Source organism: Mesorhizobium sp. M1027 (assembly GCF_040318745.1).
Lineage (GTDB): Bacteria > Pseudomonadota > Alphaproteobacteria > Rhizobiales > Rhizobiaceae > Mesorhizobium.
In genome coordinates, this window is record NZ_JAMYMW010000009.1 from 153,217 (window position 1) to 168,471 (window position 15,255).

Annotated in this window: 16 protein-coding genes and 1 pseudogene; 6 read left to right on the forward strand and 11 right to left on the reverse strand. The window is 62.4% G+C overall.

Annotated elements, in window-relative coordinates; all coding sequences use genetic code 11:
• Nucleotides 1-73: 73 nt before the first annotated feature.
• From NKH50_RS18820 to coxB, 6 genes are all read right to left on the reverse strand, one after another.
• On the reverse strand, nt 74-955 hold the full coding sequence (locus tag NKH50_RS18820; protein WP_254818455.1) for a cytochrome c oxidase subunit 3: 882 nt from the start codon (nt 953-955) through the stop codon (nt 74-76).
• 1 nt (nt 956) lies between these two features.
• On the reverse strand, nt 957-1,589 hold the full coding sequence (locus tag NKH50_RS18825; RefSeq protein ID WP_352476673.1) for a cytochrome c oxidase assembly protein: 633 nt from the start codon (nt 1,587-1,589) through the stop codon (nt 957-959).
• A 7-nt stretch (nt 1,590-1,596) separates the two neighbouring features.
• Nucleotides 1,597-1,764: a cytochrome c oxidase system small membrane protein gene (locus tag NKH50_RS18830; protein ID WP_023674135.1), complete on the reverse strand. Its 168-nt coding sequence runs from the start codon at nt 1,762-1,764 to the stop codon at nt 1,597-1,599.
• Nucleotides 1,761-2,705 (reverse strand): heme o synthase, encoded by a 945-nt coding sequence (locus NKH50_RS18835; RefSeq protein ID WP_352645918.1) that lies wholly within the window; start codon nt 2,703-2,705, stop codon nt 1,761-1,763. Before NKH50_RS18835 ends, NKH50_RS18830 begins: the two co-directional genes overlap by 4 nt.
• A gap of 76 nt (nt 2,706-2,781) precedes the next feature.
• Nucleotides 2,782-4,434, reverse strand: a complete 1,653-nt coding sequence (gene ctaD, locus NKH50_RS18840) for a cytochrome c oxidase subunit I (protein ID WP_352476671.1) — start codon at nt 4,432-4,434, stop codon at nt 2,782-2,784.
• A 38-nt stretch (nt 4,435-4,472) separates the two neighbouring features.
• Entirely contained in the window at nt 4,473-5,351 is an 879-nt protein-coding gene (gene coxB, locus NKH50_RS18845; RefSeq protein ID WP_352701609.1) for a cytochrome c oxidase subunit II, read from the reverse strand.
• A 371-nt stretch (nt 5,352-5,722) separates the two neighbouring features.
• Between coxB and NKH50_RS18850 the strand changes: the two genes are divergently transcribed.
• The 5 genes from NKH50_RS18850 to NKH50_RS18870 all read left to right on the forward strand — a co-directional run bounded on the left by NKH50_RS18850 (nt 5,723) and on the right by NKH50_RS18870 (nt 9,011).
• Nucleotides 5,723-6,247 carry an invasion associated locus B family protein gene (locus NKH50_RS18850; RefSeq protein ID WP_254818452.1) on the forward strand — a complete coding sequence of 175 codons (525 nt, stop codon included), beginning with the start codon at nt 5,723-5,725 and terminating at the stop codon, nt 6,245-6,247.
• 9 nt (nt 6,248-6,256) lie between these two features.
• On the forward strand, nt 6,257-6,748 hold the full coding sequence (locus NKH50_RS18855; protein WP_352880377.1) for a GNAT family N-acetyltransferase: 492 nt from the start codon (nt 6,257-6,259) through the stop codon (nt 6,746-6,748).
• An 82-nt stretch (nt 6,749-6,830) separates the two neighbouring features.
• Nucleotides 6,831-8,243 carry a metalloprotease TldD gene (tldD, locus tag NKH50_RS18860; protein WP_352737062.1) on the forward strand — a complete coding sequence of 471 codons (1,413 nt, stop codon included), beginning with the start codon at nt 6,831-6,833 and terminating at the stop codon, nt 8,241-8,243.
• 116 nt (nt 8,244-8,359) lie between these two features.
• Nucleotides 8,360-8,635, forward strand: coding sequence for an AbrB/MazE/SpoVT family DNA-binding domain-containing protein (locus tag NKH50_RS18865; protein WP_254818449.1), 276 nt, complete (start codon nt 8,360-8,362; stop codon nt 8,633-8,635).
• On the forward strand, nt 8,622-9,011 hold the full coding sequence (locus tag NKH50_RS18870; RefSeq protein WP_352880379.1) for a type II toxin-antitoxin system VapC family toxin: 390 nt from the start codon (nt 8,622-8,624) through the stop codon (nt 9,009-9,011). The genes NKH50_RS18865 and NKH50_RS18870 overlap by 14 nt, the downstream gene beginning before the upstream one ends.
• Nucleotides 9,012-9,050: 39 nt before the next feature.
• On the opposite strand, the pseudogene NKH50_RS18875 reads toward NKH50_RS18870, so the two are convergent.
• The 3 genes and pseudogenes from NKH50_RS18875 to NKH50_RS18885 all read right to left on the reverse strand — a co-directional run bounded on the left by NKH50_RS18875 (nt 9,051) and on the right by NKH50_RS18885 (nt 11,518).
• Nucleotides 9,051-9,419: pseudogene (locus tag NKH50_RS18875) on the reverse strand (antitoxin Xre/MbcA/ParS toxin-binding domain-containing protein).
• A gap of 81 nt (nt 9,420-9,500) precedes the next feature.
• Nucleotides 9,501-10,742 (reverse strand): class I SAM-dependent RNA methyltransferase, encoded by a 1,242-nt coding sequence (locus NKH50_RS18880; protein WP_352880381.1) that lies wholly within the window; start codon nt 10,740-10,742, stop codon nt 9,501-9,503.
• Complete coding sequence (locus NKH50_RS18885; RefSeq protein ID WP_352737065.1) at nt 10,739-11,518, reverse strand: TlyA family RNA methyltransferase; 780 nt, start codon at nt 11,516-11,518, stop codon at nt 10,739-10,741. Before NKH50_RS18885 ends, NKH50_RS18880 begins: the two co-directional genes overlap by 4 nt.
• Nucleotides 11,519-11,692: 174 nt before the next feature.
• On the opposite strand from NKH50_RS18885, the gene NKH50_RS18890 reads away from it, so the two are divergent.
• Nucleotides 11,693-12,094 (forward strand): GFA family protein, encoded by a 402-nt coding sequence (locus tag NKH50_RS18890; protein ID WP_352737108.1) that lies wholly within the window; start codon nt 11,693-11,695, stop codon nt 12,092-12,094.
• Between the two features lie 243 nt (nt 12,095-12,337).
• Here the strand turns inward: NKH50_RS18890 and dxs are convergent, their stop codons facing one another.
• Both dxs and NKH50_RS18900 read right to left on the reverse strand, forming a co-directional pair.
• The gene (gene dxs, locus NKH50_RS18895; protein WP_352476664.1) at nt 12,338-14,251 is read right to left on the reverse strand and encodes a 1-deoxy-D-xylulose-5-phosphate synthase; all 1,914 of its coding nucleotides are present in this window, start codon (nt 14,249-14,251) and stop codon (nt 12,338-12,340) included.
• 81 nt (nt 14,252-14,332) lie between these two features.
• Nucleotides 14,333-15,253, reverse strand: coding sequence for a pirin family protein (locus NKH50_RS18900; RefSeq protein ID WP_352505222.1), 921 nt, complete (start codon nt 15,251-15,253; stop codon nt 14,333-14,335).
• Between the last annotated feature and the right edge of the window lie 2 nt (nt 15,254-15,255).

The following is a 15,255-nucleotide window of genomic DNA, read 5'->3' on the forward strand; positions in this document are numbered from 1 at the left end:
CTAGGAGCATTTGCCGCAAAAGATAAGGCGGCCACGTCGCCGCAGCCGCCTTGTCGACTTCCTCAGGTCGATCTCAATGCGGTTCGATCATCGCGCCGTTCGATGCCCAGACGTAGATCGAGGCAAACAGGAACAGCCACACCACGTCGACGAAGTGCCAGTACCAGGCGGCGGCCTCGAAGCCGAAATGCTGCTTGGGCGTGAAGTCGCCCTTCATGGCGCGGATCAGGCAGACCAACAGGAAGATCGTGCCGATGATGACGTGGAAGCCGTGGAAGCCGGTCGCCATGAAGAAGGTGGCGCCGTAGATCGAATCCCTGAAGCCGAACGGCGCGTGCATGTACTCGTAGGCCTGCACCATGGTGAACAGCATGCCGAGGCCGACGGTCAGCACCAAGCCATTGATCAGGCCTTTGCGGTCGCCGTGGATGAGCGAGTGATGCGCCCATGTCACCGTGGTCCCCGACAGAAGCAGGATGACGGTGTTGTAGAGCGGCAGATGGAAGGGGTCGAGAACTTCGATGCCCTTGGGCGGCCAGACGCCGCCGGTGAAGGCGGTGCGGGCGTATTGATGGACCTCGCCCGGAAACAGGCTGGCGTCGAAGAAGGCCCAGAACCAGGCGACGAAGAACATCACCTCGGAGGCAATGAACATGATCATGCCGTAGCGCAGATGCAGCGACACGACGCGGGTGTGGCGACCCTCATGCGCCTCCTTGATGGTGTCGGACCACCAAGCGAACATCGTGTAGATGACGATCAAAAGGCCAATGAAGAACAGCCACGGATTGGCAATATTGAAACCGAAGATCGGGAAATCGCCGCCCTTGAGATACTGCATGTAACAGACGCCGCCGATCGCGGTCACCAGTGCCCCGACGGAGCCCAGGAAAGGCCACGGGCTCGGGTCGACGAGATGATAGTCATGCTGTGGTTTTGCGTGTGCGTCTGCCATATCAACCCCCGAGGCTTGCTTCGGTATCTGAAATCTTGTTGCGGCGGCCGTCGGCCGGCACCGATGATGCGACCGGCTTGGTCTTGTCGACCGGGAACATCGTGTAGGACAGGGTAATCGTCCTCAAATCCTTCAATTCCGGCGCGTTGACGATGTCGGGATCGACATAGAACACGACCGGCATGTCCAGCGTCTCGCCCGGCTTCAGCGTCGTGTCGGTGAAGCAGAAACACTCGACCTTGTTGAAGTAAGGCCCAGCCAGTTCCGGCTGCACGTTGAAGGTGGCGCGTCCGGTGATGGGCCGGCTGAATTTGTTCGTCGCGCTGAAATGCGCCTCGGCGGTCTCGCCGATCTTGATGGTGATCGAGCGGTCGACCGGCTGGAATTGCCAGGGAACGCCGGCGGTGTTGGCATCAAAGCGGATGGTGATGTCGCGGTCGAGCACCCGATCGGCATATTGCTGGGTCGCCCGTTTGACGGTGCCGCCGTAGCCTGTCGCCTGGCAGAACATCGCATAGAGCGGCACTGCGGCGTAAGCCATGCCGATCATGCCGCCGAAGAACGCGATGCAGACGGCAGCGACGACGCGGTTCGTATTCTTCTTCGTAGGATCGGTGACTGTTTGCCTGGTCATCGTCAGCTCACATCGAGCCAGGGAAACTGTGGCCAAATTTCACGATGGTCGCGACGTAGAATATGACGACCAGCGCCGCCAGCGCGAAACCGATTGCGGCCGAGCGATTGCGGCGCGCCTTCTGCTGACGTTCGGTCAGCGTGACCAGTTCAAGCTTCTTTTCGGCCATGCTCATGCTCCGCCGACGGTCAGCGCGCGCGCGACGACGCAATCGCCAAGGTAGGTGGCGAAGATGGCGAAGAGATAAAGCAGCGAATAGCCGAACAAGGCCTTGGCCGGCTTCATCGCCCTGTCGTCATCGGCCATTTGCAGCACCTTCCACGCATACCATAGGAAGCCGACGCCGAGCAGCAACGCAACGATGCCATAGGCCGGCGTAGTGAAGCCAAGAACCCATGGCAGCACGCCAACCGGCGCGAGGACCAGCGCATAGGCAAAGATCTGGCGCCTGGTCGCGGGATGGCCGGCGACATTCGGCATCATCGGAATGCCTGCCTTGGCGTAGTCCTCCGACTTGAACAGCGCGAGCGCCCAGAAATGCGGCGGCGTCCACAGGAAGATGATCAGGAACAGCACCAAGCTTTCGAGGCTGACCGATCCGGTTACCGCCGCCCAGCCGATGACCGGCGGAATGGCGCCGGCAGCACCGCCGATGACGATGTTCTGCGGCGTCCAGCGCTTCAGCCACATCGTATAGATGACGGCATAGAAAAAGATGGTGAAGGCCAGAAGCGATGCGGCCAACCAGTTGACCAGCACGCCGAGCGTCATCACCGACAGAACCGACAGCACCAGCCCGAAACTCAATGCCTCGCCTGGCCGGATGCGGCCGGCCGGCACGGGACGGCCGGCGGTGCGCGTCATCACCGCATCGATGTCTGCGTCGTACCACATGTTGAGCGCACCGGACGCGCCAGCTCCAATGGCAATAGCCAGGATCGCGATCACCGCCAGCAGCGGATTGATGGTTACCGGGGCGGCGACCATGCCGACAAACGCGGTGAACACCACCAGCGACATGACGCGCGGCTTCAGCAGGGCGAAAAAATCGCCCGCCGTCGCTTCCGACATGCGGAAGCCTGGCTCGTCAATCAGTCTGTCTTCGGCAAGGGCCATGCGTACTTAAAGTCCATCATTCCGTTGGCCAAAACCGCCGGTCGGCCGGCGGTTCCGTATTAAAGGAGGCAACCGCCTACTTGATCTTCGGCAACTGTTCCCACTGGTGGAACGGCGGCGGCGAAGGCAGTTGCCATTCCAGCGTGGTCGCACCCTCGCCCCAAGGATTGGCGCCGGCGACACGCTTCTTCTGGAACGCCTCGAAGACGCCGAACAGGAAGATGACGACGCCGACAGCCGAGATGTACGAGCCGTAGGACGACACCATATTCCAGCCGGCGAAGGCATCCGGATAGTCGATATAGCGACGCGGCATACCGGAAAGACCGAGGAAGTGCTGCGGGAAAAAGACCAGGTTGACGCCGACGAAAGTGACCCAGAAGTGGGTGTTGGCGATCACCGGCGAATACATGTAGCCGGTCATTTTCGGGAACCAGTAGTACCAGCCGGCGAAGATGGCGAAGACCGCGCCCAGCGACAACACGTAGTGGAAGTGCGCGACCACGAAATAGGTGTCGTGCAGCGGGCGGTCGAGGCCGGCATTGGCCAGCTGCACGCCGGTGACGCCGCCAACAGTGAACAGGAAGATGAAGCCGATCGCCCACAGCATCGGCGTCTTGAGCGAAATCGACCCGCCCCACATGGTGGCGATCCACGAGAAGATCTTCACACCCGTCGGCACCGCGATGACCATGGTGGCAAAGACGAAATAGCGCTGGGTGTCGAGCGACAGGCCCGTCGTGTACATGTGGTGGGCCCAGACGATGAAGCCCACCGCGCCGATGGCAACCATCGCATAGGCCATGCCTAGATAGCCGAACACCGGCTTCCTCGAAAAGGTCGAGATGATGTGGCTGATGATGCCGAAACCCGGGAGGATCAGAATGTAGACCTCCGGATGGCCGAAGAACCAGAACAGGTGCTGGAACAGGATCGGATCGCCGCCGCCGTCCGGGGCGAAGAAGGTGGTGCCGAAATTACGGTCGGTCAACAGCATGGTGATGCCGCCAGCCAACACTGGAAGCGACAGAAGCAGCAGGAAGGCGGTGATCAACACCGACCAGGCGAACAGCGGCATCTTGTGCATGGTCATGCCGGGCGCGCGCATGTTGAAGATGGTGGTGATGAAGTTGATGGCGCCAAGAATCGAGGAGGCGCCGGCGATGTGGATTGAAAGGATCGCCAGGTCCATGGCCGGTCCGGGCTGGCCCGATGTCGATAGCGGCGGATAAAGCGTCCAGCCGCCGCCGACGCCGTAGGCGCCGGGCGCACTCGGGACGAAGGCCGAGATAATCAGCAGGATGAAAGCCGGCGGCAGCAGCCAGAACGAGACGTTGTTCATGCGCGGGAAGGCCATGTCCGGCGCGCCGATCATGATCGGCACCATCCAGTTGGCAAAACCGCCTATCAGCGCCGGCATCACCATGAAGAAGATCATGATCAGCGCATGCGCGGTGGTGAAAGCATTGTACATGCTCTTGCCGCCGTCGATGGCGGCGTCACCATTCATGCCGTAGACCATCTGCGCCAGGCCAGTGAATATCTGGATGCCCGGCTCCTGCAATTCCATGCGCATGACGACCGACAAGGCCCCACCGATGCAGCCCGCCATGATCGCGAAGATCAGATAAAGCGTGCCAATGTCCTTGTGGTTGGTCGAATACACCCACCGGACCCAGCCATGATACGGCTTGTGGTCGTGGTCGTCGTGAACTGCAGCGTCTGCCATGATCGGCTCCGTTCCCTGAATCTTTTCTGGTCGCGGCATCAGTTGCCGGCGGCCGCTACCTTGTTCGTGCCATCGACCTCGGCCATCAGCGCCTTGTTGGCGCCGGGAAGGTCGGTCTTGGCTGCCGCCAGCCAGGTCTTGTATTGCGCATCGGAGACGACGCGAATAGCGATCGGCATGAAGGCGTGGTCCTTGCCGCAGAGTTCCGAGCACTGGCCATAATAGAGGCCTTCCTTGTCGGCCTTGAACCATACCTCGTTGATGCGGCCCGGCACCGCATCGGTCTTGATGCCGAAGGACGGCATGGCAAACGCGTGAATGACGTCGGTCGCCGTCACCAGCACCCGGGTCATGGTGTTGACCGGCACCACCATCTCATTGTCGACGGCGAGCAGGCGCGGATACGCGGCGCGATCTTCCTTGCCGGCAGCAGCCCTGTCGGCATCCTGAAGGATCGCGGAATTGAAGGAAAGCGTATTGTCGACCTGGTATTCGTAGTCCCAGTTCCACTGATTTCCGGTCGCCTTGACGGTCAGCTTGGCTTCTTCCGGCGGCGTGTACTGCGCGGTCAGCAGCTGGAACGAGGGAATGGCGAGACAGAGCAGGATGACGACGGGACCGACAGTCCAGATGACCTCGATCAGCGTGTTGTGGCTGGTGCGCGACGGGGTCGGGTTGACGCTCGCCCGGAACCGCAAAATGCAGTAGGCGATCAGGAAAAGCACCAAGGCGGTGATCACAATGATGAACGCGAACGAGTAGTTCCCGAACCACTCGATCTGCCTCATAATGTCGGTCGCCGGAGGCTGAAAACTGGTTTCCCAAGGTTGGGGCTGGGCTGCACGAGCCGATGCAGCGGCAAACAACGTGGCGGCGGCACTAGCTACGATTTTGGCGGTTGCCAGGAATTTTCTCATCGCCCTCGTCATCTCCCAGTTCCTCGCGATCGGACCGCAAGAATGTCGAACAATGCCGGGACGGGAATCCCGGACAATTCAAGGCTGGTTCAAACCATACTCTATTTGCCTCCGCAAGAAAGGAGCGCCGGAACCCGTGCGGCATTTTTGCGCGCAAGCGCGGCGCTGGCTTCGTGCGGTGACGGCTCGCCGCGAATCACCAGAGCGACATCCGAGTAGAATGAGCCGCGCGGCGCGCGGAACCGTCGCAATTAGGGCGAAATTGGCGCGGAAAAGCGCATTGTCGCCTGTGTCGGGGCAGATCGCCGGGGTCTCGTCCTTTACTTGGGTTTAGTGCGGCTTAAAGTGCCGTGATTCGCAATGGAGCCGTCATGAACCCTTGGCTTTCGAGAACCTTGGCGAAGGTCATCCTTGTTGCCGCCGCAATAGCCTTGCCCGGCGCCGGCTTGGCCAATGCCGCGCAGCCAAGCGGCACCGTGAAGTCGACGCATGGGGCGTGGTCGATCATCTGCGATACGCCGGCCGGTGCTACGTCCGAACAATGCGTGATGATGCAGAACGTCGTCGCCGAGGACCGCCCGGAAATGGGTCTTTCCGTAGTCGTGCTGCGTACAGCCGACAATAAGGCCGAAATCCTTCGCGTGCTGGCGCCGCTCGGCGTGCTGTTGCCCAACGGGCTCGGCCTCAATGTCGACGGCAAGGATATCGGCCGCGCCTATTTCGTGCGCTGTTTCCAGGACGGCTGCTACGCCGAGGTCATCCTGGAAAAGCCGCTGCTCGACACGCTGAAGACCGGTACGTCCGCCACCTTCATCGTCTTCCAGACGCCGGAAGAGGGTATCGGCATTCCCGTCGACCTCAAGGGTTTCGCCGACGGCTTTGCCGCCCTGCCTTGAGGCTGCACGTTGACGCTGAAACTGCTCGATGCGGACGACTTCGAGATATTCAAGCGAATTCGCCTGGAGGCTTTGCGCGCTGCGCCCGAAGCCTTCGCCAGCAGCGCAGCGGAATGGGAGCAACTTCCCGACGAGGAATGGCGGCGGCGCCTGACGAACAACCTGGTCGTCGTCAGCTTTCGGAGCGGGGAACCTGTCGGCATAATGGGCCTGATGCGCCAGCCGGCCAGCAGGATGGCGCACCGCGCGACGATCGTCATGGTCTATTTGCGCGGCAGCGAGCGTGGCGGCGGATACGCCGTCAAGATGCTCAATCTGCTGCTCGATCACGCCCGAGCATTGGGCATAAGGCAGGTCGAGCTGGCTGTAAGTGCTGAAAATCCAGCGGCCATACGATTCTATCAACGAGAAGGTTTTCACGATATAGGCTGCATACCGGCCGGCTTTCTTCATGAAGGCAGGGAGATCGACGAAATCATGATGGCACGCCGCTTGACTTAGGTCGTGGTGTTCCGCCGTGAAGTTGCCGAACGGCGCCCAGGCGCCTACATGCCGTAAAATCACTTCTCAAGAGGCCAGCGCCATGAACAGCCTGATCGGCCAATTCGACATTTCCGACGATCGCATCAAACAGATCGTCGCCGAGACTATAAACGGCGCCGACGACGGTGAACTGTTTCTCGAATACAGCGAAAGCGAAGCGCTGATGTTCGACAATGGCAAGCTGAAGACCGCCAATTTCAACACCGACCAGGGTTTCGGCCTGCGCGCAGTCGCCGGCGAGGCCAGCGGCTACGCCCATTCCAGTGATCTCTCCGAAGCCTCGCTGCTGCGCGCCGCCGATGCGGTTTCGACGGTGAAGAGCGGCTATTCCGGCACGCTTGCTGCGGCTCCCGCCCGCACCAACCGCCATCTCTACGGCGACGGAAACCCTATCCCCTCACCTTCCTTCGAGACCAAGGCCAAGCTGCTCCAGGAAATCGATGCCTGGCTAAGGGCCGAGGATTCGCGCGTCCGACAGGTGACGGCGTCGCTCGCCGCCTCCTGGCAGCATGTCGAGATCGTGCGCGCTGATGGCCAGATGGTCCGCGACATCCGCCCGCTGGTCAGGATCAACGTGTCGGTGGTGGTCGGCGACGGTGACCGCCAGGAGAGCGGCTCCTACGGCATGGGCGGGCGCAAGGATTTTGGCGAGTTCCTGATCGAGGACAGCTGGAAGCATGCGGCCAAGGAGGCGCTGCGGCAAGCACTGGTCAATCTCGAAGCGGTTCCCGCGCCTGCCGGCACTTTCGACATCGTGCTGTCGAGCGGCTGGCCGGGCGTCATGCTGCACGAGGCCGTCGGCCACGGGCTGGAAGGCGATTTCAACCGCAAGAAGACATCTGCCTTCGCCGGCCTGCTTGGCCAGCAGGTGGCGGCGAAAGGCGTCACCGTCGTCGACGACGGCACCATTCCCGAACGGCGTGGTTCGCTGACCGTCGACGATGAAGGCACGCCTTCTGCCCACAACGTGTTGATCGATGATGGCAAGCTGGTCGGTTACATGCAGGACCGCCAGAACGCGCGTCTGATGGGCATGAAAGCCACCGGCAACGGGCGGCGCCAAGGTTACGCACACGAGCCGATGCCGCGCATGACCAATACCTACATGACCGCAGGCGACATGGAGCCGGAGGAAATCATTGCCTCGGTCAAGAACGGCATCTATGCCGTGTCGTTCGGCGGCGGCCAGGTCGACATCACTTCGGGCAAGTTCGTGTTCGGCTGCACCGAGGCCTACATGATCGAGAACGGCAAGGTAACGCAGCCGATCAAGGGCGCCATGCTGATCGGCAACGGGCCGGATGCCATGCATCGTGTGGCGATGATCGGTAACGACATGAAGCTCGACACCGGCATCGGCATGTGCGGCAAGGCCGGACAGGGCGTGCCGGTCGGCGTCGGCCAGCCGCATCTCAGGATGAACCAGATGACGGTCGGCGGCACCAGGGTTTGATGCGGCCGGCTTCGAACACCCTGTCCGTCCTGTCGTCCCATTGAGCTATTCGAGCCTTGAACTGGGCGCGATCTTCACTTATCTTACGTTCGTCTTACATCCAGAGGAGCGCCATCATGGCTGCCGCGGAAAAGCTCGTGACCACCGTCTCGACCAAGGGACAGGTCATCCTGCCCAGTTCGATCCGGAAACGGAGAGAATGGGACGCCGGCACACGCCTTCTGGTCGAAGATACCCCAGAGGGAGTGCTACTGAAGCCCGCGCCAGTCTTCGCCGAGACGCGGCCAGAGGACGTGTTTGGATCGCTGCGCTATAGCGGCAGGCCGAAGACGTTGGAAGAAATGGACGCGGGCGTGCTCGCCGAAGCGCGGCGGCGCCATGCTCGCGATTGATACCAACCTGATCGTCCGCTACCTGACGGACGATCACCCGACTCAGTCTTCCCGCGCCCGCGCGTTGATCGATAGCCAGCCAGTCTTTGTCGCCGTCACGGTAATCCTGGAGGTCGAGTGGGAGTTGCGCAGCGCCTACGGTTTGGCACCGCTCGAAATCGCCCGCACGCTACGGGCGTTTAGCGGGCTCCCTACGGTAGAGGTGGAAGACGGGACGGTCGTGTCGTCCGCGCTCGACCTCTCGGAAAGGGGATTGGATTTCGCTGATGCGCTGCATCTGGGCAAATCTGCTCACTGCGTTGGCTTCGCGACTTTTGATCGTAAGTTCGTCACGGCAGCGCGGGCGGCTGGATATGACGGCGTGCAAGAAGCATAGCAGTTTATGGCTACCCAGCATGGCATGAAGGCGCGCCGTTCAGGCATAGATACCGGAACGAGCGGCCTTCAGGTAAGCGAGAACCTTATCCGTCTTGCCTTCGCGAACCAGATCATAGGCGGTCTTTCCCACCCAGCCGGGATCGGCTGATGTTTGAACCAGATTGCTGCACGCACTTGATCGCCGGTCATCTCGCCGGCCGTCGCAGAATACGAATGATGGGGCTCAATGCGGCGTCGACCTTGCGCGCTCCGGTCTTAGCGGCAACGTGTTGCGGGCGATGCCGCTCAGGCCCGCCAGTTCGGTCATAGTGACCCCGAGCAGTTCAGCCACCCGCTTCGACGAGAGAAACGGCGTCCGCTCCTCGCCGCAGCGGGATGCCGAAATGCCAAAGGCTTGGGCCACTATAAATTTCCTAAAATATTTGACCGGCGTACGCTCAAATGCGCTTCTTTAGTGCGCATTTCACGCCCGATAAATGCAGCTAGACTAGCGCCTTCTCTTGGGCCTCTCCAGCAATGCCACTGCCTCGACATGTGGCGACCACAGGAACTGGTCGATCGGGGTTACGCTCTTCAAGGCGTAACCGCCATCGAGGAGGATGCGAAGATCCCGCGCCAGCGTTGCCGGATTGCAGGACACCGCGGCGACGAGCGGCACGTCGGAGCGCGCGATCTGCTTCGACTGATCCTCGGCGCCGGCGCGGGGCGGGTCGAAGACTACGCCGTCAAAGGCATTCAACTCCTTGAATGTGAGCGGCCTCCGGAACAGGTCGCGACGTTCGCCGGTCACCCGCTTCAGGCCGCTGGCGAAACGGAATGCCCGGTCGAGCGCCGCGAGTGCTGCCGCATCGCCTTCCACCGCGTGAACCTCAGATCTTGCGGCCAGGCGCAGCGCGAAGCTGCCGCAGCCGGCGAAGAGATCGGCGACCTTTTTGGCGCGCGCGAAATGCTGGCCGACAATGTTGGCCATCGCCTGTTCGGCAGCCTCGGTCGCCTGCAGGAAAGCGCCCGGAGGCAGTGCGACGGTGACGCCATCAAACAGGACGACCGGTTTCTTTGGTTCGATAATGATCTCGCCGTCGACCGACAGCCTGGCTAGCCCCTCGGCGATGACGAAGTTGGACGCGACGCGGCGCTGGTTCTCGCCGAGCTTGCCGGAATCGTGAACCGCGACATCAAGGCCGGAACCGGTCACCGTTACCGCCATGTGGAACGATTTGGTCGTGGTGCAGATCAGCCCGGCAAGCATCCTCAAACGGTCGAGCGCAGCGACGATCTGCGGCAGCGAGATCGGGCATTCCTCGATCGAGATGATCTCGGATGACAGCGCGCGAACAAAGCCGAACTGCATTCCCGCCTCGCTCCGCCGGGCGGTGAAGACGACGCGGCGGCGCGTGTGCGGCGAGCACGGCACCAGCGCGCCGACATCGCAAGCGATGCCCTTGCTCTTCAGCGCATGCACGACCTTTTCGCGCTTCCACCGGTGATAGGCTTCTGTCTCGAGATGCTGAACGGCGCAGCCGCCGCACGCGCCGAAATGCCGGCACGGCGGATCGACCCGCAACGGCGAAGCCTCAAGGACCGACATCAAGGTGGCGCGATCTTTCTCCCGCGCGGCGGTGACGATCTCTTCCGGCAGCGCGAACGGAATGAAAACCTCGCCGGTTTCCGTCTCGGCGATGCCGTCGCCCTGCGAGCCCAACCTTGCGATCGTGAAACGGGTGCTCATCGCTTCTGGGTCTCGACGTCCTTGATGCCGCCGAGCAGGAACTCGCGGTTGCCGTCACCGCCCTCTATCGGCGACAGGTGCAGCCCTAGCGAGCGCCAGCCGGGAATGGCATCGAGCCAGTCCTGCATCAGGCCGGCAATACGCGCCGCATCATAGGGGTCCTTCAGCAGCCCGCCCTTGCCGATCGCCTCGCGGCCGGCCTCGAACTGCGGCTTGACCAGAAACACAGCCTTTGCGCCGTTCCCGGCCAAGGCAAGCGCCGGCGGCAGCGCCAGTTTCAGCGAGATGAAGCTGACGTCCGAGACGACGAAATCCGGCACACGGCCGCCGAGATCGGCTGCCGACAGTTCGCGCGCATTCAGGCCCTCAATTACCGTCACGCGCGGATCGCCGGCAATGTCGGAGTGCATCTGGCCGTGCCCGACATCGATCGCCGTGACATGCGCCGCGCCGCGTTCGAGCAGCACCTGCGTGAAGCCGCCGGTCGAGGCGCCGACATCGAGGGCTTCGCTGCCGGTGGGGTCGAGGCCGAAATGGTCGAGACCAGCCTTCAGCTTCAGTGCGGCGCGCGACACGTAACCTTGCGCCGGATCATCAACGACGATGTTGCACTCAGGCAGAACGGCCTGGCTTGGCTTGCGGGCGACGATGCCATCGACCGTCACGGTGCCGCGCCCCACGGCATCGCGGGCACGCGAGCGGCTGGCAAACAGGCCGCGCTGGACGAGCAATTCGTCGAGCCTCTGGCGTATGCTGGCTGGCGGAAGGGAAGTCATCGGCCTTCATGGCGAATGCCAACGATGATGGCAAGGATATTGGCGATGAGACAAGGCATGGCTGGAAAAGCGGTGAACGCATCAAGCCGCTCCGCTACCAGTCGAACCTCGCGCCAGGCGCGACGCGATGCTAAGAACGAGATGCCGTTTTGCGGTCGAAACGCGGAGGAGGAAATGCTGACGGGAACCTGCCACTGCGGTGCCGCCCGCTGGACCCTGGAGGGCGATCCCGGTTCGGTAACTGCCTGCAACTGCACACTTTGCCGTCGCTACGGCACGCTCTGGGCGTACGATTTTGTCGACGAACGCATCCGCCTTGCCGGGCCCGTAAGCGCCTATAGTCGCGTCGGAAAGGCTCATCCTTCACTTGAGATTCTCTTCTGTCCAACGTGCGCTTGCGTCCTGGCCTGGCGCGGTTTGCATCCCGATGCGGCTGGGCGCTACCGCATCGCCGTCAATGTGAGGCTTGCGCCGCCCGAGGCCGTCGCCGATCTCCCGATCGACCATTTCGATGGTCTCGATACATTCGAGGATTTGCCGAGAGATGGTCGCTGCGTGCGGGATATGTGGTTCTAGTTTCTAAAGTCTCTTCGGGATCATGCTTTAGAATATCTTCCGCGAAACCCGCCGTTCGACGGCCGGCGTCAGACCGTCGCTGCTGTCGCCGGACACCTGCGTGCGCGGCCGGAAACAGCAGCGTAAACAGCATGTTACGACTGTTCGCCGGCAATTTGATTCAAGCAGTTGAGATTTTGATTCAGACCGGCATCTTGCAGCCAAGTTGAATCGCTTCGGCGTCGCGGGAAATGCGTCTAAAAACTAGGCGCGCTGGGCCTGCGCGGTATGCCCCAACGCCACGAACACTGTGCGCACGATGCCGGCGCTGTCCAGCCCGGCATCGGCATACATCTTTTCCGGCTTGGCATGGTCGACGAAGGCGTCGGGCAGCACGAGCGGGCGCACCTTCAAGCCGCTCTCCAGCAGCCCTTCATGGGCCAGGAACTGCAGCACATGGCTGGCGAAGCCGCCGACCGCGCCCTCTTCCACCGTCACCAGGATCTCGTGCGAACGGGCCAGCCGCCGGATCAGGTCCTCGTCGAGCGGCTTGGCAAAACGGGCATCGGCGACCGTGGTCGAAAGCCCGGCCGCGCCAAGCTCCTCGGCCGCGGCAAGGCAATCCTGCAGCCTGGTGCCGAAGGAAAGCAGCGCAACCTTGGTGCCTTCCCTGACGATCCGGCCCTTGCCGATCTCCAATACCGAGCCTCGTTGCGGCATCTCGACGCCAACGCCGTTGCCGCGCGGGTAGCGGAAGGCGATCGGGCCGTCATCGAAGCTTGCAGCGGTGCGTACCATGTGGCGCAGCTCGGCCTCATCGGCCGCGGCCATGACGACGAAACCGGGCAGCGTCGCCAGGAAGGTCGTGTCGAAGGCGCCGCAATGGGTGGCACCATCGGCGCCGACGAAGCCGGCGCGGTCGATCGGAAAGCGCACCGGCAATTTCTGGATCGCCACGTCGTGGACGACCTGGTCGTAGGCGCGCTGGAGAAAGGTCGAGTAGATCGCGGCGAAAGGCTTGAAGCCTTCCGTGGCAAGGCCGGCGGCGAAGGTAACCGCATGCTGCTCGGCGATGCCGACATCGAAGGTCCTCGCCGGAAACGCTTCGCCGAACAGGTCAAGCCCGGTGCCGTTCGGCATGGCGGCGGTGATGGCGACGATGCGGTCGTCCTCTCGGGCCTCCTGGATCAGACTTTCGGCAAACACCTTCGTATAGCTCGGCGCATTGGCGGGCGCCTTGGCCTGGGCGCCGGTGATGACGTCGAATTTGTTGACGCCATGATATTTGTCGGCCGCGGCCTCGGCCGGGGCGTAGCCCTTGCCCTTCTGGGTCACGACATGGATCAGCACCGGGCCGTCGGCATTGTCGCGGACGTTCTTCAGCACCGGGATCAGGTGCTCGAGGTTGTGACCGTCGATCGGACCGATGTGGTAGAAACCCATCTCCTCGAACAGCGTGCCGCCGGTGACGTAACCGCGCGCGTGCTCGACCGCGCGCTTGATGGCGCGATCGGCGCGCTCGCCAAGATAGGACGTCAGCTTCTTGCCGAAATCGCGCAACCCAAGATAGGTCTTGCCTGAGGCGAGCCGCGCCAGATAGGCGCTCATCGCACCGGTCGGCGGGGCGATCGACATGTCGTTGTCGTTCAAGATGACGATCAGCCGGGCATCGAGTGCGCCGGCATTGTTCATCGCCTCGTAGGCCATGCCGGCCGACATGGCGCCGTCGCCGATGACGGCAATGACATTGTTGCGGCCATCGGACAGATCGCGCGCCATCGCCATGCCGAGGCCGGCTGAAATCGAGGTTGAGGAGTGGGCTGCGCCAAACGGATCGTATTCGCTCTCGACGCGACGCGTGAAGCCGGACAGGCCGCCCTCCTGCCGCAGCGTGCGGATGCGGTCGCGGCGGCCGGTCAGGATCTTGTGCGGATAGGCCTGGTGGCCGACGTCCCAGATCAGCCGGTCGTCCGGCGTGTTGAAGACGTAGTGCAGCGCGACAGTCAGTTCGACCACGCCGAGGCCGGCGCCGAGATGGCCGCCGGTGTGGGAAACGACGTCGATCAGTTCGGCGCGAAGCTCTGACGCCAGCTGCGGCAGGTCGGCTTCGGCAAGCGTGCGCAAATCGGCTGGGACGCGGACCTTGTCGAGAAGCGGCGTATCGGGCTTTGCGTTCACTGTTTGCGAGCCTGGTCAGATTTTCTGTTCATCGTGAAATATGCCGCTGGCCGGCGAATGTAAATGTGGCGGTAACGCGCATCAGCTTTCGGGCAGCGGGATGAACTCTTGCTCGTCTCCAGGAACGATATCGAAGCGGCCCGTCTTCCATTCTTCTTTCGCCTGCTCGATGCGTTCCTTTGAGGACGATACGAAATTCCACCAGATATAACGTTTCGAACCGAGCGAAGCGCCGCCAAACAGCATGAAATGGGCGCCGCCCTCCGATGAAACAACGATCTCATCGCCGGGCCGGAAAACCAGCAGCCGCTCGGCCGGGAAGCGGTCACCGGATATCGAAACCTCGCCTGCCAGCGTATAGATGGCGCGCTCCTCGGCGTCGGCCGGGATCTTCACGCTGGCACCCGGCGCCAACCTGAGATCGGCATAGAGCGTGTCCGAAGCGGTGGCGACCGGGGAGCGCAGCCCGGACAATGCACCGATGACGATACGGCCGCTGACACCCTCTGCATCGATTTCGGGCAGGCGCAGGGCCGCGGTGTTTTCGAAGACCGGCGCGACCTCTTCCTTGCCGTCCGGCAGCGCCAGCCATGTCTGCAGGCCGGAAACCGACATCGGCAAGCCGCGCAGTTCTTCCGGCGTGCGCTCCGAATGGACGATGCCGCGGCCGGCGGTCATCAAATTCACGTCGCCGGGCTGGATCACCATCTCGGTGCCGAGCGAATCGCGGTGCCTGATCTTGCCGTCGAACAGGTAAGTCACCGTCGACAGGCCGATATGCGGATGCGGGCGCACGTCGAGCGCCTGGCCGGCCCGCAGAACGGCTGGACCCATGCGGTCGAAGAAGATGAAGGGTCCGACCAGCCGGCGCCTGGCCGTCGGCAAGGCGCGGCGAACCTGAAATCCGCCGATGTCCTTGGCATTCGGAATGACCATCAGTTCGATCTGATCGCTGGCGAAGGCATCGCCCATCTGCGGATCGTTTCCGGGAAAGAAGCTCACGC